A 19,892-nucleotide genomic window follows, 5' to 3' on the forward strand; every position below is an offset into this window, starting at 1 on the left:
ACACTCCCCAGCAACCGGGCCCCGCGACAGCGGCGGAGAGCCCGGCGCTCCGTACGGCGCAGACTGCCCATGCGCTATCTGCTGCCCGTGGTCTTCCTCGTCGCGCTGCTCGCCATGCTGATGCTGCGCGGCTATGTGCACAGCGAGATCCTCGCCGACCACCGCGTGCGTCCGCCGGCGCCCACCGACCAGGTCCCCGACGAGATCCTCGAAGGCGGACCGGTCATCGACGCCCGCGGCAAGTCCGCGCCCAAGGCGTTGCGCATCCCCGACAAGCAGCTCGTGCTCACCTTCGACGACGGCCCGGACCCCGTCTGGACGCCGAAGGTGCTGGACAAGCTGAAGAAGTACAACGCGCACGGCGTCTTCTTCGTCACCGGCACCATGACCTCCCGCCACCCCGAGCTGGTGGAACGGATGGTGCGGGAGGGGCACGAGGTGGGTCTGCACACCTTCAACCACCCCGACCTCTCCTTCCAGTCCACCGACCGCATCGACTGGGAGCTCTCGCAGAACCAGCTGGCGATCGCGGGCGCGGCAGGCATCCGTACGTCCCTCTTCCGGCCGCCGTACTCCTCCTTCTCGGACGCCATGGACAACAAGTCCTGGCCGGTCACCCAGTACATCGGCAGCCGCGGCTACATCACCGCCCTCAACAACACCGACTCCGAGGACTGGAAGCGCCCCGGCGTCGACGCGATCATCAAGCAGGCCACGCCCAAGGGCACCCAGGGCTCGATCGTGCTGATGCACGACTCCGGCGGCGACCGCTCCCAGACCGTCGCCGCCCTGGACCGCTTCCTGCCGGAGATGAAGGCCAGGGGCTACCGTTTCGCGAACCTCACCGAGGCGCTCGGCGCCCCCAGCGCCCACACCGCCGTCACCGGCCCCGAGCTGTGGAAGGGCAAGGCCTTCGTCGCCGCCGTCGCCTTCTCGGAGAACACCACCGAGGTCCTGGTCGTCGGCCTCGCCGCGATCGGTGTGCTGGTCTTCGCGCGCTTCGCGCTGATGCTGCTGCTCTCCTTCGCGCACGCCCGCAAGGTGCGCAGGCCCGGCTTCAGCTGGGGCCCGCCGATCACCGGGCCCGTGTCCGTGCTCGTCCCCGCGTACAACGAACGCGAGTGCATAGCCAATACGGTGCGTTCGCTGATGGCGAGCGACCATCCCATCGAGGTCCTCGTCATCGACGACGGCTCCACCGACGGCACCGCGGACATCGTCGAGGCGCTGCGGCTGCCGAACGTCCGCGTTGTGCGCCAGGAGAATTCCGGAAAGCCCGCAGCCCTCAACAACGGCATCCGGCACGCCCGTTACGAGATCGTCGTGATGATGGACGGCGACACCGTCTTCGAGCCGTCGACCGTGGGCGAGCTGGTGCAGCCCTTCGGAGACATGCGCGTCGGCGCGGTCGCGGGCAACGCCAAGGTCGGCAACCGCGACAGCCTGATCGGGGCCTGGCAGCACATCGAGTATGTGATGGGCTTCAACCTGGACCGCAGGATGTACGACCTGCTGGGCTGCATGCCCACCATCCCCGGCGCGGTCGGCGCCTTCCGCCGCCAGGCCCTGGAGCGCGTCGGCGGCATGAGCGAGGACACCCTCGCCGAGGACACCGACATCACCATGGCCATGCACCGCGACGGCTGGCGCGTCGTCTACGCCGAGCGGGCCCGTGCCTGGACCGAGGCGCCGGAGACCGTGCAGCAGCTGTGGTCCCAGCGCTACCGGTGGTCGTACGGCACCATGCAGGCGATCTGGAAGCACCGCCGCGCCCTGGTGGAACGCGGGCCCTCGGGCCGCTTCGGCCGGGTGGGCCTGCCGCTGGTCTCCCTCTTCATGGTCCTCGCGCCGCTGCTGGCCCCGCTGATCGACGTCTTCCTGCTGTACGGGCTGGTCTTCGGCCCCACCCAGAAGACGATCGTCGCCTGGCTCGGCGTCCTCGCGATCCAGCTCGTCTGCGCCGCGTACGCCTTCCGGCTCGACCGCGAGCGCATGATCCATCTGATCTCGCTGCCACTCCAGCAGCTCCTCTACCGGCAGCTGATGTATGTCGTTCTGCTCCAGTCCTGGATCACGGCACTGACCGGCGGCCGGCTGCGCTGGCAGAAGTTGCGGCGTACGGGAACGGTGGAGGCGCCCGGAGTGATTCCGAGCCAGCGGCGCAGCAGTGAGGACCGGAGGCCGGTCGCGTGAGCCACAGTTCCACGGCCGCCGCGGCGCCGGACCTGGCCGCCGCCGGGACGGCTCCGCGCCCTGGCCGCGACCGCTATCTCGACCTCCTGCGCTCCGTCGCGCTGGTCCGCGTCGTCGTCTACCACATCTTCGGCTGGGCCTGGCTGACGATCCTCTTCCCGTCCATGGGTGTGATGTTCGCGCTCGCGGGCTCGCTGATGGCGCGCTCGCTGTCGCGGCCCGCGCTCGGGGTGATCCGCGGCCGTATCCGCAGGCTGCTGCCACCGCTGTGGGCGTTCGCGGCGGTCCTTGTGCCGATGATGTTCCTGGGCGGCTGGAAGCCCGACAAGAAGGACGGCCTGTGGTGGTGGGCCGACCTGCTCAACTACCTCTTCCCGGTCGGCGCCCCGCCGTTCCCCTGGTCCCTCGGCGACGAGTCCGGCCTGGTGGAGACCACCTGGGCGGTGCAGGCCGGCGAACCGCTCTGGTATCTGCGCACCTACCTCTGGTTCGTGATCGCGTCGCCGCTGCTGCTGTGGGCCTTCCGCAAGGTGCCGTGGGTGACGCTGCTCGCCCCGGTCGCCCTGTGCGCCGTGGTGGGCACCGACCTGGTGAAGATCCCCGGCGAGACGGGCTCCGCCATCGTCGACTTCGCGACGTTCGGTGCCTGCTGGGTCCTCGGCTTCGCCCACCACGAGGGCCTGCTGCAGCAGATCCCGCGCCATCTCGCGCTGTCCTGCTCCTCACTGGTGATGGCCTTCGGCCTGTGGTGGGCCTCGGGCCACCAGACCGTGGACGGCTGGGACCTGAACGACATACCGCTGGCCCAGGCCACCTGGTCGCTCGGCTTCGTGGTGATCCTGCTGCAGTACTCCCCGTCCTGGCAGCAGCTTCCGGGCGGGCTCGCCCGGCTCGACAAGTACGTCACGCTGTCCAACAACCGAGCGGTTACGATTTACCTCTGGCACAACACCCTGATCATGGCGACGATCCCGCTGCTCGACCTGTTGTGGCAGATCCCATTCGTGGACGCCCACCTGGGTGGCGTACTGGAAGCTACGTACACACCCCTGATGTTTGTGGTGGTCTGGCCGCTGATCGGGCTGATGATCGTGGCCGTGGGCTGGATCGAGGACCTGGCGGCGAAACGGAAGCCGCGACTGTGGCCGACCGGCGCCCGTAGGGCGAAGGACGGCTCACACCGGCGCTGACCGCCGGGTGAGAGCAAGGTTGCCTACCGGTCACCTCACGCCACCTGGACCGAAACGCGCCGTCCATAACGTCGCTTCCACGACCCGAGGACCGTGGAGGCACGTGATGGCTGGCCGGTGGATCGAACAGTGGGACCCAGAGGACGAGACCTTCTGGCGAGAGACGGGGGAGAAGATCGCCCGGCGTAATCTCGCCTTCTCCGTCCTGAGTGAACATATTGGGTTCTCCATCTGGACCCTGTGGTCCGTGATGGTGCTCTTCATGGGGCCGCAGTACGGCATCGACCCGGCCGGCAAGTTCTTCCTGATCGCCACGGCCACGCTGGTCGGGGCGGTGATCAGGGTGCCGTACACCTTCGCCGTCGCCCGCTTCGGCGGCCGCAACTGGACCATCTTCAGCGCACTGATGCTCCTGCTGCCGACCGGCGCGGCGTATGCGGTCATGGAGCCCGGGACCTCGTACACCACCTTCCTGGCGGTCGCGGCGCTCACCGGCGTCGGCGGAGGCAACTTCGCCTCGTCGATGACGAACATCAACTCCTTCTTCCCGCTCCGTAAGAAGGGCTGGGCCCTCGGGCTCAACGCGGGCGGCGGCAACATCGGGGTGCCGGTGGTGCAGCTCGTGGGCCTGCTGGTGATCGGGACGGCCGGGGCGACCCATCCGCGCATTGTGCTGGGTGTGTACATCCCGCTGATCGTGGTGGCCGCGGTGTGCGCGGCGCTGTGGATGGACAACCTCGCGCCGGTGAAGAACGACACCGGAGCGGCCAAGGAAGCGGTCCGTGACGCCCACACCTGGATCATGTCGTTCCTCTACATCGGGACCTTCGGCTCCTTCATCGGCTACAGCTTCGCCTTCGGCCTCGTCCTGCAGACGCAGTTCGGCCGTACGCCGCTGCAGGCCGCGTCGCTCACCTTCATCGGGCCGCTGCTCGGCTCACTGATCCGGCCCGTCGGCGGTCTGCTCGCCGACCGGTTCGGCGGGGCGCGCATCACCCTGTGGAACTTTGTGGCCATGGCGGCCGCGACCGGAGTGGTCGTCGCCGCCTCGGTCAAGGAGTCCCTGAGCGTCTTCCTCGTCGGCTTCATCGCGCTGTTCGTACTGACCGGGCTCGGGAACGGCTCGACGTACAAGATGATCCCCGGCATCTTCAACGCCAAGGCCCTGGCCAAGGGCATGACGGGCGAGGAGGCGGGCGCGTACGGCCGCAGGCTGTCCGGGGCCTCGATGGGGCTGATAGGCGCCGTGGGCGCGCTCGGCGGCCTCGGCATCAACCTCGCCTTCCGGCAGTCCTTCCTGACCGCCGGGACGGGGACCAGCGCCTTCATCGCCTTCCTCGCCTTCTACGCGGCGTGCTCGGTGGTCACCTGGGCGGTATACCTTCGCCGGCCGGCCGTCACCCCTGTGCAGGCTGGGGCGGCCGAGGCGGCTGAGGCAGAACCGCAGCTCGGCTACGCCCGGGTGTGAGCGGAACGACACCGGAGGGACCCGCCGTAACGGCTGGGAAATGTGGGCGAACCGAGCCTGTCACGCATCGTTGGCAGGCTCGGCCGCCACATCCGTACAGGGTGGGACAGAGTAGGGACGATCACATGCAAGACCATCAGCACGGGCCCCTCGCCGGATTCACTGTCGGCGTCACCGCCGCCCGGCGCGCCGACGAGCTCGGCGCGCTGCTCCGGCGCCGCGGCGGCGACGTTCTCCATGCCCCGGCCCTGCGTATCGTCCCGCTTGCCGACGACGCGGAGCTCCTCGCCGCCACCAAGGAGTTGATCGATCACGCGCCCGATGTCGTGGTCGCGACGACCGCGATCGGCTTCCGCGGCTGGGTGGAGGCCGCGGACGGCTGGGGGTACGGCGAGGAACTGCTGACCCGGCTGCGCGGTGTGGAGCTGCTGGCCCGCGGGCCCAAGGTGAGGGGCGCGATCCGCGCCGCAGGGCTCACCGAGGAGTGGTCCCCGGCCTCCGAATCCATGGCCGAGGTCCTCGACCGGCTGCTGGGAGAAGGCGTCGACGGCCGCCGCATCGCGCTCCAGCTGCACGGCGAGCCGCTGCCCGGATTCGTCGAGTCGCTACGGGCCGGGGGCGCCGACGTCGTCGTCGTACCGGTCTACCGGTGGATGGCGCCGGAGGATCTCGGTCCGCTCGACCGGCTCCTCGACGCGACCGTCTCCCGCGCCCTGGACGCCGTCACCTTCACCAGTGCCCCGGCCGCCGCCTCGCTGCTCTCCCGCGCCGAGACCCGCGGCCTGCTCCCCAAACTGCTGAGCGCACTCGACCACGATGTGCTGGCGGCCTGCGTGGGGCCGGTCACCGCGCTGCCGCTGCAGGCCGTGGGCGTCACCACGGTGCAGCCGGAGCGCTTCCGGCTCGGCCCGCTCGTCCAGCTGCTCGGCGTTGAGCTGCCCTCCCGCGCCCGTACGCTGCCGGTCGCGGGGCACCGCATCGAGATCCGCGGCCACGCGGTCCTGGTCGACAACGACCTGCGCCCCGTGCCGCCCGCCGGAATGGCCCTGCTGCGCGCCCTGACCCGGCGCCCCGGCTGGGTCGTCTCCCGCTCCGACCTGCTGAATGTGCTGCCGGGCGCGGGCAAGGACGAGCATGCCGTCGAGACGGCCATGGCCCGGCTGCGTACGGCGCTGGGTGCGCCCAAGCTGATCCAGACCGTCGTCAAGCGGGGCTACCGGCTGGCGCTGGACCCGGCTGCCGACACCAAGTACGCCGACGTCTGACGTACGAGAGCGGTCGCCCGCCACAGGCAGGCAAGCGCGGCCGTGGACAGCACCAGGCGCACCACGTTCCAGGCGACCCACGGGTCCTCGAACCTTTCGCGCACGGCGGCAGGATCGGCGATCCGGGCCGGGTCACCGGCCGCTGCCACCTCGTCGTTGAGCGGAATGTTCACCGCCGTGGTCACCAGCAGCACCGCGGCGTACAGCGCCAGCGCCGCCACCGCCCACCAGCGTGCCGGGGAGCGGCGCTGCTGCCAGGCCGCGACCGCGGCCAGGATCAGCGCACCGAAGAAGCCCGCGAAGAAGACGGGATTCTGGATCACCTCGTTGATGTTCTGCATGACCTCGAGATAGATCCGGTCGTCGCTGCGCGCCAGCGCCGGCATCACGGAGGTCGCGTACGCGTACCAGACGCCCGCGACCAGGCCATTGACCACGGTCGCTGCTCCGAGGACGGCCTGAGCGCTCCTGCCCGCTGCCGTGCCCTCCGCCCTGATCTCCGCCCTGTTCTCTGCCTTGTTCTGCGTCATGTCATCAGTCAAGCGCCGGCAGTCGACCCTCTCCATGGGCGAGCGTCGCAACCCCATGTCCAGGCGTCTACGGTGCAGGTGTCTACGGTGCGGGCGTCTACGGTACGCAGGATGAGCACTGATCATGTCCGCCTCAGCCTCGACGGCCCGGACGACGCCGCACGCCTCGCCGAGGCGGTGGCCGACGCCCTGGTCCGCAACCGCGACCATATGCGGCCCTGGTCGCCGCACCGTCCCGCCGCTTTCTTCACGCCCGAGGGGCAGGCCGTCCGGCTCGCGCCCGATCCGGCGGTCAGGCACTGGCACTTCACCGACGGCCGCCGCGTTGTCGGCCAGTTCACTCTCACCGACATCGTCCTCGGCCCCTTCCGCAGCGCGAGTCTCGGCTACTGGATCGACGCCGAGTACACCGGCCGCGGGCTCGCCACCCGAGCGGTCGAGGAGGTCTGCCGGGCCGCCCGCGAGGAGCTCGGCCTGCACCGCATCCAGGCAGGCACCCTCCTCGACAACGCCGCCTCCCAACGGGTCCTCGCCAAGTGCTCCTTCGAGGTCATCGGCACGGCCTCGCGCTATCTGCACATCAACGGCGAGTGGCGTGACCACCGCCTCTTCCAGCGGATTCTGCACAACGACCCACCAATGCCCTGAAGTTCACCTCCCAAGGCATGCAACCTGCCGGGGTGTCCGGCGCGTAATGATGCCGCCGACGTCCGCATCAGCGGCGCGGCCCGCACCGGAATGGAGAACAACCAGATGGTCCAGGCACGGTGAGCACAGGCATGGTCGGCAGAGGTACGGCGTTGGGCGCGGTCCTGCTGTCTCTGCCGGCAGTCCCCGCGCAGGCCGCATCAGCCACGACGGCTGCGGAGAGCGCCAGTTCGGCCGCGAAGAGCGCCACTTCCGCCGCGAAGAGCGCCACTTCCGTCGCGAAGAGCGCCACTTCGGCCGCCGAGGGGGGCCCGCACGCTCGAGGCGGCGTTCTGCGGCAAGCCGGCGGCCGCGCCGACAGGGCCCACCGCACGCGCCACGACGCCGGGCGGGCCGTAGCCGTCGCGCGACCCTCCGACCGGTACGAGGACATCGCTCCGGGCATCGCACGCCACTGACGCCGGAAAACGCGGCGGGACCGGGCAGGAGGAGGGGTTCCGGCCGCGCCCCCGGACGGGCACTCTGAGAGGGAACGGCTCCCACCGGCAACCTCCGAGACATTCTCCGAGACCCCGAGGCGGTGACAGGCGCATGACGGCGGGCATGGGCTCGTACGACTGGCGGTTCGACTCAGGGCGCATCTGCCTGGACCTGGTGGCGACCTCGGAGACGGCTTCCGGCGTGGCCTGCGGCGCCGAGGAGCCGCTGGCCGAGGCCGGACGGCTCGGGCAGTGGCTGGTGGGAGCGGGGCTGGTGCCCGCGGGGACACCGCTCGCGGCCGTCGACGGCCACTGGGCGGCCAGGTTCGTCGAACTGCGGGACTGTGTCGGGCAGCTGGTGCGGGCCCAGATCGACGGCCGCTGCGCCGAGTTCGCTCTCGAGCGCGTCAATGTCTTCGCCGCGGGGCCGCCGCCCGGCGTCAGAGCCGTACGCGCCCCGGACGGCTCGTTGGTACGGACGCTGAGCGCCGCGCCCGACTGCGAGGCGCTGCTCGCTGCCGTCGCCCGCGACGCCGTGGAGCTGCTGACCGACCCGGTTTCCCGGGCCCGGCTGCGGCGGTGCGAGGGCGACAATTGCCGCCGCGTCTACCTCGACACCTCGCGGGGACGGCGGCGCCGCTGGTGCTCCAGCGAGGTGTGCGGGAACCGCGAGCGGGTTGCCAGGCACCGCCGCAGGGCCGCCGTGGCGAGGGCCTGAGACCCCTCCCGGGGCCGCCGTAAAAGATCTTGAAAGTTTTTTGGCTGTGCGTTGAGTGATGCGTCTGTGGTCCCCGTAGTGATGGGGGAGAAGCAGTCAGCCGAAATCAGGGTCTCGACCGGGAGGTTCAGGTGCGCAAGGATGCGGCCGTGGCCGATGACCGTCCGCAAAGGGCCCGCCATCGCAGCGAGAAGCCACGCATCGACTCCTCAGCACCTGACGAGGAACTCATGCGCGCGCTGTATCGCGAACATGCGGGACCTTTGCTCGCTTATGTACTGCGCCTCGTCGCCGGCGATCGCCAGCGCGCCGAGGACGTGGTGCAGGAGACGCTCATCCGTGCCTGGAAGAACGCCGGTCAGCTCAACCGAGCGACCGGCTCTGTCCGACCCTGGCTGGTGACGGTGGCACGCCGCATCGTTATCGACGGTCACCGCAGCCGGCAGGCCCGGCCGCAGGAGGTCGATCCGTCGCCGCTGGAGGTCATGCCCGCGGAGGACGAGATCGACAAGGCGTTGTGGCTGATGACGCTCTCAGATGCGCTCGATGATTTGACGCCCGCCCACAGGGAAGTGTTGGTCGAGACGTATTTCAAGGGCCGTACGGTCAATGAGGCGGCCGAAACGCTCGGCATACCCAGCGGGACGGTGCGGTCCCGGGTGTTCTACGCACTCCGTTCCATGAAGCTCGCTCTGGAGGAGAGGGGGGTCACGGCATGACCATGTATGAGCAGGAATCCGTACACGATGCGGTCGGCGCATACGTGCTCGGCATTCTCGACGACGCGGACGCCTCCGCCTTCGAGGCGCATCTGGCGGGCTGCGACATTTGCGCCGCCCACCTCGAGGAGTTCTCCGGGATGGAGCCGATGCTGGCCATGCTGGCGGAGGCCCCGGCACCGGTCCAGCAGTCGAATGTGCTGAGCATGCCCGGTCTGCATGCCATGCCGGGGTCGGAATTCCCGCCACCGAGGCCCGTTCCCGTGGTGCCGAAGGCGCCCAGCCCGAAGCTGCTCGGCGGACTGCTCGACGAGGTCGCGGCCAAGCGGGCGCAGAAGCGCAGGCGCGGGATGTATCTGGTCGCGGCCGCCGCGGCGCTGATCATCGGTGGTCCCGCCGTCGCGGTCGTCGTCACGGCGAACGACTCCGGCACCAAGAACGAGGCGGGCGCGGGCACCGACCCGCACCCCACCAGTCCCGCCGAGGACGCCTTCTTCAATCACATGGACGAGAAGGTCCGGGCGACGGACGCGACGACCAAGGTCAGCGCGACCGTCGGTATGGAGAAGAAGGCCTGGGGCACCCACACCGTTCTCGAACTGAAGAACGTCAAGGGTCCGCTGAAGTGCAACCTGGTCGCCGTCTCCAAGAGCGGCGAGCAGGAGGTCGTGACCTCCTGGGCGGTGCCGAAGTGGGGGTACGGGATCGCGAACAGCCCGAACGCCCTGGGCAAGAACCCGCTCTACGTCCATGGCGGCGCGGCGATGGACCGCAACGACATCGACCACTTCGAGGTCCGTACGTTTGACGGCAAGCGACTGGTGGAGGTCGAAGCCTGACAGATTCGCCCCCTTCGCGTACGGTTGACGGCTGCCCAGTGCACGTCAGAAGGGGGCCTCGGTGGCCGCGCAGGATGCCGCTGTTGATTCCATGGTCGAATCCGCCGTTGACACGGTCAGGGACCGTGAAATCGGTGTTGAGCAGGAACATCTCGACCAGGTGTACCGCCGCCTCGAGGAGAAGATCCACGAGGCGGAGTTCTTGATGAACGACGCCGCGAAACGCGGTCAGGTCGGCACGCCGGGCGCGCTCGCCGAGCGGGACGCCCAGGTCTTCAGGGCCGGTGTGCACCTCAACCGCCTGAACAACGAGTTCGAGGACTTCCTCTTCGGCCGGATCGACCTGCTGTACGGCAAGGACGGCGAGAAGGGCCCGGACGGGGCGTACACCTCGGTCGAGCCCGCCGACGACGCCGTACGCGCCGACAACACCGCCGAGATCGGCGAGACCCTGCACATCGGCCGTATCGGCGTTCTCGACTCCGACTACGCGCCGCTGGTCATCGACTGGCGGGCCCCGGCCGCCGCGCCCTTCTACCGCTCGACACCCGTCGATCCCGGCCGGGTGGTACGCCGCCGGGTCATCCGCTCCAAGGGCCGCAAGGTCCTCGGCGTCGAGGACGACCTGATGCGCCCGGAGCTGACCGCCACGCTGGACGGCGCCGCGCTCCCGGTCATCGGGGACGGCGCGCTGATGGCGGCGCTCGGACAGGCCCGCAGCCACTCGATGCGGGACATCGTCGCCTCCATCCAGGCAGAGCAGGATCTGGTGATCCGCGCCCCGGCCGCTTCCGTGACCTATGTCGAGGGCGGCCCGGGGACCGGCAAGACCGCGGTGGCCCTGCACCGGGCGGCGTATCTGCTCTACCAGGACCGCAGGAGATACGCGGGCGGCATCCTCATCGTCTCGCCGACCCCGCTGCTCGTCGCGTACACCGAGGGCGTGCTGCCTTCGCTGGGCGAGGAGGGGCAGGTCGCGATCCGCGCGGTCGGCAATCTGGTCGACGGCGCGGAGGCCACGGCGTACGACGAGCCGGCCGTGGCCCGGATCAAGGGCTCCTCGCGGATGCTGAAGGTGCTGCGCCATGCCGCGCGGGGCGCGCTGGAGCTGTCGGGGCCCGCGGTGGAGCCGGCGGGGCAGCTCGCCTTCGGCGAGGAGCCCCAGGCCCCGTCCGGAGCGCCCGACCGGCTGCGCGTCGTCGCCTTCGGCCGCCGCCTCGAGATCGAGGCCGACGAGCTCAACCGCATCCGCCACAACGTCCTCGGCGGCACCACCCCGGTCAATCTGCTGCGCCCGCGCGCCCGCAGGCTGCTGCTGGACGCCCTCTGGTCGAAGTCCGGATCCGCGGGGCGCGGTGCGTCTTCCTCTCTCGGCGACCCCGAGCTCGCCGCCGAGCTGAGGTCCTCCTTCGACGAGGACATCAGCGGCGAGGACAGCTTCATCGAGTTCCTGGACGCGTGGTGGCCGGAGCTGACGCCGCGCGGCGTGCTCGTCGCGATGGCCGACGAGCGGCGGCTCGGCCGGTGGGCGCGGCGGGTGCTCAACCCGGGCGAGGTGCGCCGTCTGGCCCGCTCCCTGCGGCGGCTCGGCGACGACGGCCGAGGCCCTCTCTCCGTACACGACGTGGCCCTCCTGGACGAGCTGGGCACACTGCTCGGCACCCCGGCCCGTCCGCGCAGGAAGCGCGAACTCGACCCGCTGGACCAGCTCACCGGTCTGGAGGAGCTGATGCCGCAACGCCAGGAGTCGCAGCGCGAGCGTGCCGAGCGGCTGGCGCAGGAACGTACCGAGTACGCGCATGTGATCGTCGACGAGGCGCAGGACCTGACTCCGATGCAGTGGCGGATGGTCGGCCGCCGCGGCCGGCACGCCACCTGGACGGTCGTCGGCGATCCGGCGCAGTCGTCCTGGTCGTCCCCGGACGAGGCGGCCGAAGCACGCGACGAGGCGCTCGGCAGCCGTCCGCGCCGCCGTTTCGAGCTGACCGTCAACTACCGCAACCCGGCCGAGATCGCCGAGCTGGCGGCCAAGGTGCTGGCGCTGGCGATGCCGGGCATGGAGTCGCCGTCCGCGGTCCGCTCCACGGGCGTACGGCCGCGCTTCGCGGTGGTGCAGGACGGTGACCGGGCCTCGGCCGTACGGGCGGAGGCGAAGCGCCTGCTGGACCAGGTGGACGGCACGGTCGGTGTCGTCGTCGCGATGAACCGGCGCGAGCAGGCGGCACGTTGGCTGGCCGGGCTCGGCGAGCGCGTGGTGGCGCTCGGCTCGCTGGAGGCGAAGGGACTGGAGTACGACGCGACCGTCGTTGTCTCGCCCGCGGAGATCGCGGACGAGTCCCCGGCCGGGCTGCGGGTGTTGTACGTGGCGCTGACGCGGGCGACCCAGCAGCTGACGGTGGTCTCGGACCGGCGCGACGAGCCGGACGCGCACGGCGTGCCTGACCTCCTGCGGGACTGATCCCGGACTGATCCGGGACTGATCCGGGGCTGATCCGGGGCTGATGGGGGCCGGTCCGACGCCGGCCCGGGACTGAACGGACGCTGATCCGTACAGATTCCGAGACAACGCGCGATGCGGGAATCGCCTACCGGGATTGTTGGTCCGGGGGCGTCCCCCGGGAAAAGCACAGTGTTAGCCTGAGTGTGGCACCGGCTCGATCCAAGCCCCCGGGCCCAACCTTCGTCGCTGCGAGCGACCACTTGCCGCGAGGCGAGCATGGCGGGTCGGTGCCACCTTTTCGTACGAGAGACAGGTCCGCGTCACCGGAAGGTGGCGCGGACCTGTTTCATTGGGGGCTTCCGCCGGGACAGCCCTATCTCGTATGGTGGAAAGCTGTTTCCGAAAACTAAATGACCACTATTACCTGCTACTCGCAGGTAGGTGCGACCATCGGAAAGCGTCGCCGGGCATGAGCCGCGGCCGCATGGCAATGAAGCTAGCGAAAGCAGAGGAACCCGGTCATGGCAACGGCGCCCAGCGTCTCGTACTCGATGACGGTCCGGCTGGAGGTCCCCGCGAGCGGTACCGCGGTCTCCCAGCTCACCACGGCCGTGGAGTCCTCCGGCGGCTCTGTGATCGGCCTGGATGTGACCGCTTCCGGCCACGAGAAGCTGCGGATCGACGTCACGATCGCAGCGACCTCGACCGCGCACGCCGACGAGATCGTCGAGGAGCTGCGCAAGATCGTGGGCGTCGTCCTCGGCAGGGTCTCCGACCGTACGTTCCTGATGCACCTCGGCGGCAAGATCGAGATGCAGTCCAAGCACCCCATCCGCAACCGTGACGATCTCTCGATGATCTACACGCCGGGCGTGGCGCGGGTCTGCATGGCGATCGCCGAGAATCCCGAGGACGCCCGACGCCTCACCATCAAGCGCAACTCCGTTGCAGTGGTGACCGACGGCTCCGCCGTCCTCGGCCTCGGCAACATCGGCCCCATGGCCGCGCTCCCGGTGATGGAGGGCAAGGCGGCACTCTTCAAGCGCTTCGCCGGCATCGACGCCTGGCCGATCTGTCTCGACACGCAGGACACCGACGCCATCGTCGAAATCGTCAAGGCGATCGCCCCCGGCTTCGCGGGCATCAACCTCGAGGACATCTCCGCGCCCCGCTGCTTCGAGATCGAGGCGCGGCTGCGCGAGGCCCTGGACATCCCGGTCTTCCACGACGACCAGCACGGCACCGCGATCGTCGTCCTCGCCTCGCTGACCAACGCGCTGCGCGTGGTGGGCAAGGCCATCGGGGACGTACGGGTCGTCATGTCGGGCGCCGGCGCGGCCGGTACGGCCATCCTGAAGCTGCTGATCGCGGCGGGCGTCAAGCACGCCGTCGTCGCCGACATCCACGGTGTGGTGCACGCGGGCCGCGCGGACCTGGTGGCCGCCGCTCCCGACTCGCCGCTGCGCTGGATCGCCGACAACACCAACCCCGAGGGTGTCACCGGAACGCTCCGGGAAGCGGTCGTCGGCGCGGACGTCTTCATTGGCGTGTCCGCCCCGAACGTGCTGGGCGCGGAGGATGTCGCGGCGATGGCCGACGGCGCGATCGTCTTCGCGCTCGCGAACCCCGACCCGGAGGTCGACCCGGCAATCGCCCGCCAGACGGCGGCAGTTGTCGCCACCGGCCGCTCCGACTTCCCCAACCAGATCAACAACGTGCTGGTCTTCCCGGGCGTCTTCCGCGGTCTGCTGGACGCTCAGTCCCGTACCGTCAACACGGAGATGATGCTCGCCGCGGCCGCGGCGCTGGCGGATGTCGTCACCGAGGACGAACTCAACCCGAACTACATCATCCCGTCCGTCTTCAACGACAAGGTCGCGGGAGCGGTCGCCGGAGCGGTACGCAACGCCGCGAAGGCGGCCGGCGCGGCTGTGACGGGCCCCACGTCGTCCTGACGTACGGCGCGTCGCGGGTCGCGGGGCCGGGAATGCGGCTCTAGGGTGACGGACCATGAGCCCCGCGCTCGAGGCTCTGCGGCTCCGCGGAGTCTCCGACGAGTAGACGGAACGTCACCACGACGAGGCAGTGGCGCTTTTCGTGTGACTCCGGAGGGTGCCGGATTGGCTTTCCCGCCGCTGGTGGGGGCAGGATGCGTATTCGGGCGCGAGGGTCTGACAGCAGACCCGGGTCCGGGGACTGTCCGAGGGCCCTGGCAGCATCGGCTTCGATCTCACGCCTCACAGGCAAGAAGAACACGGGAGTAACAACATGAACCGCAGTGAGCTGGTGGCCGCGCTGGCCGACCGTGCCGAGGTGACCCGGAAGGACGCCGACGCTGTACTGGCCGCTCTCGCCGAGGTGGTCGGCGAGGTCGTCTCCAAGGGCGACGAGAAGGTCACCATTCCCGGCTTCCTGACCTTCGAGCGCACCCACCGTGCCGCTCGCACCGCTCGTAACCCGCAGACCGGCGACCCGATCCAGATCCCGGCCGGCTACAGCGTGAAGGTCTCCGCGGGCTCCAAGCTCAAGGAAGCCGCCAAGGGCAAGTAAGCCCCGAGGCACAGCACGAAGGGCGGCCACCTGTGTGTCGGGTGGCCGCCCTTTGCGTGCGTACGGGCCTTCCAGGGCCCGTGTGGGGCCGTTACCGGGGGGCTGCGCCCCCCAGGCCCCCCGTACGCCCTTCGGGCGTGTGCTCAATCGCCGGACGGGCTGGAGGATCCGGGGGCGAAAGTCAGCCTCGCCGGCGTTTGAGGCGGGGCCTGGGGTTGCGAATCAGCCCCGCCGGCGATTGAGGCGCGGGGGCCCGGGGGCGGAGCCCCCAGGGGGTCAGACGAGCGCGCCGCCGGGGAGTTCGACCCTCGCTCCCAGCTTCTCGAGCTTCTCCATGAAGTTCTCGTAGCCGCGGTTGATCAGGTCGATACCGTGCACCCGCGAGGTACCCTGCGCCGCCAGCGCCGCGATCAGGTACGAGAAGCCACCGCGCAGGTCAGGGATGACCAGGTCCGCGCCCTGGAGCTTCGTCGGGCCCGACACGACCGCCGAGTGCAGGAAGTTGCGCTGACCGAAGCGGCAGTCCGAGCCGCCCAGGCACTCGCGGTAGAGCTGGATGTGCGCACCCATCTGGTTGAGCGCGGAGGTGAATCCCAGCCGCGACTCGTACACCGTCTCGTGGACGATGGACAGGCCCGCCGCCTGGGTCAGCGCCACCACCAGCGGCTGCTGCCAGTCGGTCTGGAAACCGGGGTGTACGTCCGTCTCCAGGGCGATCGCGTTGAGCGAGCCGCCCGGGTGCCAGAAGCGGATGCCTTCGTCGTCGATCTCGAAGGCGCCGCCGACCCTCCGGTACGTGTTCAGGAACGTCATCATCGAGCGCTGCTGCGCGCCCCGCACATAGATGTTGCCCTCGGTCGCCAGCGCCGCCGACGCCCAGGACGCCGCCTCCAGGCGGTCCGGGATGGCCCGGTGGGTGTAGCCGCCGAGCTTGTCGACACCGGTGATCCGGATGGTCCGGTCGGTGTCCATGGAGATGATCGCGCCCATCTTCTGCAGTACGCAGATGAGGTCCTCGATCTCCGGCTCCACCGCGGCGTTGGAGAGCTCGGTGACGCCCTCCGCCAGTACCGCCGTCAGCAGCACCTGCTCCGTCGAGCCGACCGACGGGTACGGAAGGCGGATCTTGCAGCCACGCAGCCGCTGCGGGGCCTCCAGGTACTGGCCGTCCGCCCGCTTCTCGATCGTCGCGCCGAACTGGCGCAGCACCTCGAAGTGGAAGTCGATCGGCCGGCCGCCGATGTCGCAGCCGCCCAGGCCCGGAATGAAGGCATGGCCGAGCCGGTGCAGCAGCGGGCCGCAGAACAGGATCGGGATGCGTGAGGAGCCCGCATGTGCATCGATGTCAGCGACGTTCGCGCTCTCGACGTGCGACGGGTCGAGCACCAGCTCACCAGGCTCGTCGCCGGGGCGGACCGTCACTCCGTGCAACTGCAGCAGTCCGCGTACGACGCGCACATCACGGATGTCGGGCACATTGCGCAGCCGGCTCGGCTCACTGCCGAGCAGGGCGGCGACCATCGCCTTGGGCACGAGGTTCTTCGCGCCGCGAACGCGGATCTCGCCCTCCAGCGGGGTTCCGCCGTGGACAAGCAGTACATCGTCTGTGACGGTCATGAATCTCGCGTTCCGGAGTGGTCGGACGGGGGGCCAGTGAAAAGGGTAAGGGGCGTACACCCCTGTCCCGTAAGGCCAAGGACGGTCCGGGGACGTAATGAATTGGGCACAACACGTTCAGTCCGCGCGGCGGTGCGGAGCGTCACCATCGGGTGTTCCGGAGTCGGCGGCGTACGCCGTGCCCTGAGCTGCGTCGGCTCACACTGTGCCCCGCGTTCCCCGCGGAGGGCGAAGATGCGGGATCATGTCTCGCATGACCGAGGTGTCCTCGCTCACAGGGCGGCTACTAGTCGCCACACCCGCCCTCGCGGACCCGAATTTCGACCGGGCGGTGATTCTGCTGCTCGACCACGACGACGAGGGCTCGCTCGGCGTCGTCCTCAACCGGCCGACGCCGGTGGTCGTCGGCGACATCCTGGAGTCCTGGGCCGCACTGGCGGGTGAGCCCGGCGTGGTTTTCCAGGGCGGCCCGGTCTCGCTCGACGCCGCGCTCGGTGTCGCCGTGATCCCGGGCGACGAGGGGCCGCTGGGCTGGCGGCGGGTGTACGGCGCGATCGGTCTGGTCGACCTGGAGACGCCGCCGGAGCTGCTCGGTGCGGCGCTGGGCTCACTGCGGATCTTCGCGGGGTACGCAGGGTGGGGGCCGGGCCAGTTGGAGGACGAGCTGAACGGCGGCGCCTGGTACGTCGTCGAGTCGGAGCCGGGTGATGTGTCGTCGCCGCGGCCGGAGAGCCTGTGGCGGGCGGTGCTGCGGCGGCAGCGCAACGAACTGGCGATGTTCGCGACGTATCCGGACGACCCGTCGCTCAACTGACCTCCCGCGACGTGTCGCGGCCTCCCGTGACCTCCCGCGTGGACGGCGCCCGGGCGCGGGTGGGCCCCGTGGCGGCCGGTGGGGCATCGACGTGAGTACCCTTGGAGCTCATGAGCACTCTTGAGCCCGAGCGCGGGACAGGCACGGGAACCCTCGTGGAGCCGACGCCGCAGGTGTCGAACGGCGACGGCGACCACGAGCGCTTCGCCCATTACGTCCAGAAGGACAAGATCATGGCGAGTGCCCTCGACGGCACTCCCGTGGTGGCACTGTGCGGGAAGGTCTGGGTGCCGGGGCGCGACCCCAAGAAGTACCCCGTCTGCCCGATGTGCAAGGAGATCTACGAGTCCATGGGCCCTGGCGGCGACAAGGACAAGGGCGGCAAGGACAAGAAGTAACCTCCTCGGGTCCTGCTGTCGTGAACGGCCCCCGGGGTGCGCATGCGTGCGTACCCCGGGGGCCGTTTGCGTGCGTGCTGCCGTTGCACGGGGTGCAGCTGCCGGTCACAGAGTGGTTGAGACCTCTTGTCCGGTTGTTTGCCCGGCTCTAGCCTCCTGCGTGTTGTGCAGAACGAAACGTACGTTGCACATGTTGCAACGCCTACTCGTAGGGGACAACGCATGAAGCTGTCTGCCCGAATTGCCGCCCCCGCCGCGGCACTTGTGCTGGCGGGCCTCACCGCCACCGCCTGCGCCCCCCAGACCTCCGACAACAGCGCCAAGAAGGACGAGAAGGCCGGCACCCTGCGCGTCTGGCTCTTCCAGGAGGTCAACAACAAGCCGAAGGAGCAGGTCGTCGACGCCGCCGTCGCCGCGTTCGGCAAGGAGCACAAGGACGCGAAGGTCGAGATCGAGTACATACCGGTCGAGACCCGCGCCCAGAAGATCAAGGCCGCCTTCAACGACCCGAAGAGCGCGCCGGATCTGATCGAGTACGGCAACACCGACACGGCCGGATACGTCAAGGACGGCGGACTCGCGGACGTCAGCACGGAGTTCACCGACTGGGACGAGGCCAAGGACACCGACCCGACCGCCAGGCAGTCGGTCACGGTCGGCGGCAAGATCTACGGCGCGCCGCTCTTCGTCGGCGTACGCGCGCTGTACTACCGCACCGATGTCTTCAAGGAGCTGGGCATCGCGGCTCCCAAGACCCAGGACGAGCTGATCGCCACCGCCAAGAAGATCCACAAGGCGAAGCCGGAGCTGTACGGACTCGCGGTCGGCGGCGCGTACACCTATGGCGCGATGCCGTTCATCTGGGCGCAGGGTGGCGAGCTCGCCGAGGAGAGCGGCGGTTCGTACAAGGCGGCCATCAACAGCCCGGCCGCGCAGAAGGGCATCACGGCGTACACCTCGCTCTTCGGCGACGACAACTGCCCGGCCGCGAAGTGCGCCTCGATGGGCGGCAACGCGACTGTGACGGCCTTTGCCTCCGGCAAGGCGGCGATGGCGATCGGCGGCGACTTCAGCCACCAGGCGGTGGAGGCGGGCTCGGTGAAGGGCAAGTACGCGGTGGTGCCGCTGCCGGGCCTGAAGGCGGGCGAGACGGCGCCGGCCTTCGCGGGCGGCAACAACATCGGCGTACTGAAGAGCAGTTCGCACCGCACGCTGGCGGTGGACCTGATGAAGCAGTTCGCGGGCAAGGAGACGCAGCGCAAGCTGTTCGACGCGATGGGCTTCCTTCCGACGTACACGGATGTCCGGTCGGAGGTGGCGAAGAAGGAGCCGTTCGTCGATCCCTTCGTCAAGACCCTGGGCGCGGGAGCCAAGTTCGTGCCGGCCTCACCGGGCTGGGGTCAGATCGACGCGTCGCTGGTGCTGCCGACGATGTTCCAGGAAATAGTGAGCGGCAAGAAGGACGTGGCGGCGGCGTCGGGTGACGCGGCGAAGAAGATGGACGCGGCGTTCGCTGCCGCGGGCTGAACGCGATGACGAACGGTACGAACCGGGGTCCGGACGGCCCGGACTCCTCGGACAGCGCGGGGACACCCGAGGTGGCAGCGGTGCCTGTTGCCGAGGCGGGCGTCCCGGATGGCTCGGGCCCGCGCGCCGAGTCCGGCGGGCCGGGCGGTGCTCCTGCGGCGGTCGACAAGACCGGCGGCTCCGCGAGCGCTTCGACCGAGGCCGCTGCGTCCGCCGATGGGGCGGGCGTTGACGACGCTTTGCTCGCCGTCGGCAGTGCGGGCGTCCGAGGCATCCCGGGCCCGCGCGCAGTCGGTGCTCCTGCGGCGGTCGACGAGACCGGCGGCTCCGCGAGCGCTTCGACCGAGGCCGCTGCGCCTGCCGACGGGGTGGGCGCGGCAACGGGGGCGGCTGCGTCTGCCGCTGAGTCGGCTGCGTCGGCCGACACGGCGGCGTCCGCAGTCGGGGCCGGCGCGTCGACCGACGCCTCGGTCGCCGTCGGCAGTGCGGGCGTCCGA

General features: G+C 69.9%; 17 protein-coding genes. 15 read left to right on the forward strand and 2 right to left on the reverse strand.

Annotated features, from left to right (window positions below; all coding sequences use genetic code 11):
• The first annotated feature begins 69 nt into the window (after positions 1–69).
• The 4 genes from ACFYXH_RS26855 to ACFYXH_RS26870 all read left to right on the forward strand — a co-directional run bounded on the left by ACFYXH_RS26855 (position 70) and on the right by ACFYXH_RS26870 (position 6,116).
• Positions 70–2,193, forward strand: coding sequence for a glycosyltransferase (locus ACFYXH_RS26855; protein WP_389568512.1), 2,124 nt, complete (start codon positions 70–72; stop codon positions 2,191–2,193).
• The gene (locus ACFYXH_RS26860; RefSeq protein WP_389567881.1) at positions 2,190–3,383 is read left to right on the forward strand and encodes an acyltransferase; all 1,194 of its coding nucleotides are present in this window, start codon (positions 2,190–2,192) and stop codon (positions 3,381–3,383) included. Before ACFYXH_RS26855 ends, ACFYXH_RS26860 begins: the two co-directional genes overlap by 4 nt.
• A gap of 106 nt (positions 3,384–3,489) precedes the next feature.
• Positions 3,490–4,851, forward strand: coding sequence for a nitrate/nitrite transporter (locus ACFYXH_RS26865; RefSeq protein WP_389567884.1), 1,362 nt, complete (start codon positions 3,490–3,492; stop codon positions 4,849–4,851).
• Between the two features lie 125 nt (positions 4,852–4,976).
• On the forward strand, positions 4,977–6,116 hold the full coding sequence (locus ACFYXH_RS26870; protein WP_389567886.1) for a uroporphyrinogen-III synthase: 1,140 nt from the start codon (positions 4,977–4,979) through the stop codon (positions 6,114–6,116).
• Here the strand turns inward: ACFYXH_RS26870 and ACFYXH_RS26875 are convergent.
• On the reverse strand, positions 6,065–6,646 hold the full coding sequence (locus ACFYXH_RS26875; RefSeq protein WP_389567888.1) for a DUF1772 domain-containing protein: 582 nt from the start codon (positions 6,644–6,646) through the stop codon (positions 6,065–6,067). The two genes, ACFYXH_RS26870 and ACFYXH_RS26875, sit on opposite strands and share 52 nt — an antisense overlap.
• Positions 6,647–6,757: 111 nt before the next feature.
• Between ACFYXH_RS26875 and ACFYXH_RS26880 the strand changes: the two genes are divergently transcribed.
• The 8 genes from ACFYXH_RS26880 (at position 6,758) to ACFYXH_RS26915 (ending at position 15,039) form a co-directional block, all read left to right on the forward strand.
• Complete coding sequence (locus ACFYXH_RS26880; protein ID WP_389567891.1) at positions 6,758–7,294, forward strand: GNAT family N-acetyltransferase; 537 nt, start codon at positions 6,758–6,760, stop codon at positions 7,292–7,294.
• Positions 7,295–7,413: 119 nt separating this feature from the next.
• Positions 7,414–7,752, forward strand: a complete 339-nt coding sequence (locus ACFYXH_RS26885) for a hypothetical protein (RefSeq protein WP_389567894.1) — start codon at positions 7,414–7,416, stop codon at positions 7,750–7,752.
• Positions 7,753–7,885: 133 nt separating this feature from the next.
• Positions 7,886–8,491, forward strand: a complete 606-nt coding sequence (locus ACFYXH_RS26890) for a CGNR zinc finger domain-containing protein (RefSeq protein ID WP_389567896.1) — start codon at positions 7,886–7,888, stop codon at positions 8,489–8,491.
• Between the two features lie 131 nt (positions 8,492–8,622).
• On the forward strand, positions 8,623–9,210 hold the full coding sequence (locus tag ACFYXH_RS26895; RefSeq protein ID WP_108148995.1) for a sigma-70 family RNA polymerase sigma factor: 588 nt from the start codon (positions 8,623–8,625) through the stop codon (positions 9,208–9,210).
• Positions 9,207–10,049: an anti-sigma factor family protein gene (locus ACFYXH_RS26900; RefSeq protein WP_389567900.1), complete on the forward strand. Its 843-nt coding sequence runs from the start codon at positions 9,207–9,209 to the stop codon at positions 10,047–10,049. Before ACFYXH_RS26895 ends, ACFYXH_RS26900 begins: the two co-directional genes overlap by 4 nt.
• A gap of 91 nt (positions 10,050–10,140) precedes the next feature.
• Positions 10,141–12,507 carry a HelD family protein gene (locus tag ACFYXH_RS26905; protein WP_389568514.1) on the forward strand — a complete coding sequence of 789 codons (2,367 nt, stop codon included), beginning with the start codon at positions 10,141–10,143 and terminating at the stop codon, positions 12,505–12,507.
• Between the two features lie 503 nt (positions 12,508–13,010).
• Complete coding sequence (locus tag ACFYXH_RS26910; protein WP_389567903.1) at positions 13,011–14,444, forward strand: NAD-dependent malic enzyme; 1,434 nt, start codon at positions 13,011–13,013, stop codon at positions 14,442–14,444.
• 313 nt (positions 14,445–14,757) lie between these two features.
• Positions 14,758–15,039: an HU family DNA-binding protein gene (locus tag ACFYXH_RS26915; protein ID WP_326650212.1), complete on the forward strand. Its 282-nt coding sequence runs from the start codon at positions 14,758–14,760 to the stop codon at positions 15,037–15,039.
• A 276-nt stretch (positions 15,040–15,315) separates the two neighbouring features.
• Here ACFYXH_RS26915 and murA read toward each other — a convergent pair whose 3' ends face one another.
• Complete coding sequence (gene murA, locus ACFYXH_RS26920; RefSeq protein WP_389567906.1) at positions 15,316–16,656, reverse strand: UDP-N-acetylglucosamine 1-carboxyvinyltransferase; 1,341 nt, start codon at positions 16,654–16,656, stop codon at positions 15,316–15,318.
• 253 nt (positions 16,657–16,909) lie between these two features.
• Here murA and ACFYXH_RS26925 point away from each other — a divergent pair, with 253 nt between their 5' ends.
• From ACFYXH_RS26925 to ACFYXH_RS26935, 3 genes are all read left to right on the forward strand, one after another.
• Positions 16,910–17,470: a YqgE/AlgH family protein gene (locus ACFYXH_RS26925; protein ID WP_389567909.1), complete on the forward strand. Its 561-nt coding sequence runs from the start codon at positions 16,910–16,912 to the stop codon at positions 17,468–17,470.
• A 110-nt stretch (positions 17,471–17,580) separates the two neighbouring features.
• Positions 17,581–17,868, forward strand: a complete 288-nt coding sequence (locus ACFYXH_RS26930) for a DUF3039 domain-containing protein (RefSeq protein ID WP_327323900.1) — start codon at positions 17,581–17,583, stop codon at positions 17,866–17,868.
• Positions 17,869–18,090: 222 nt separating this feature from the next.
• Positions 18,091–19,395, forward strand: a complete 1,305-nt coding sequence (locus ACFYXH_RS26935; protein ID WP_389567913.1) for an extracellular solute-binding protein — start codon at positions 18,091–18,093, stop codon at positions 19,393–19,395.
• The last annotated feature ends 497 nt before the right edge of the window (positions 19,396–19,892 follow it).

Source organism: Streptomyces sp. NPDC002730, from assembly GCF_042888805.1.
GTDB lineage: Bacteria > Actinomycetota > Actinomycetes > Streptomycetales > Streptomycetaceae > Streptomyces.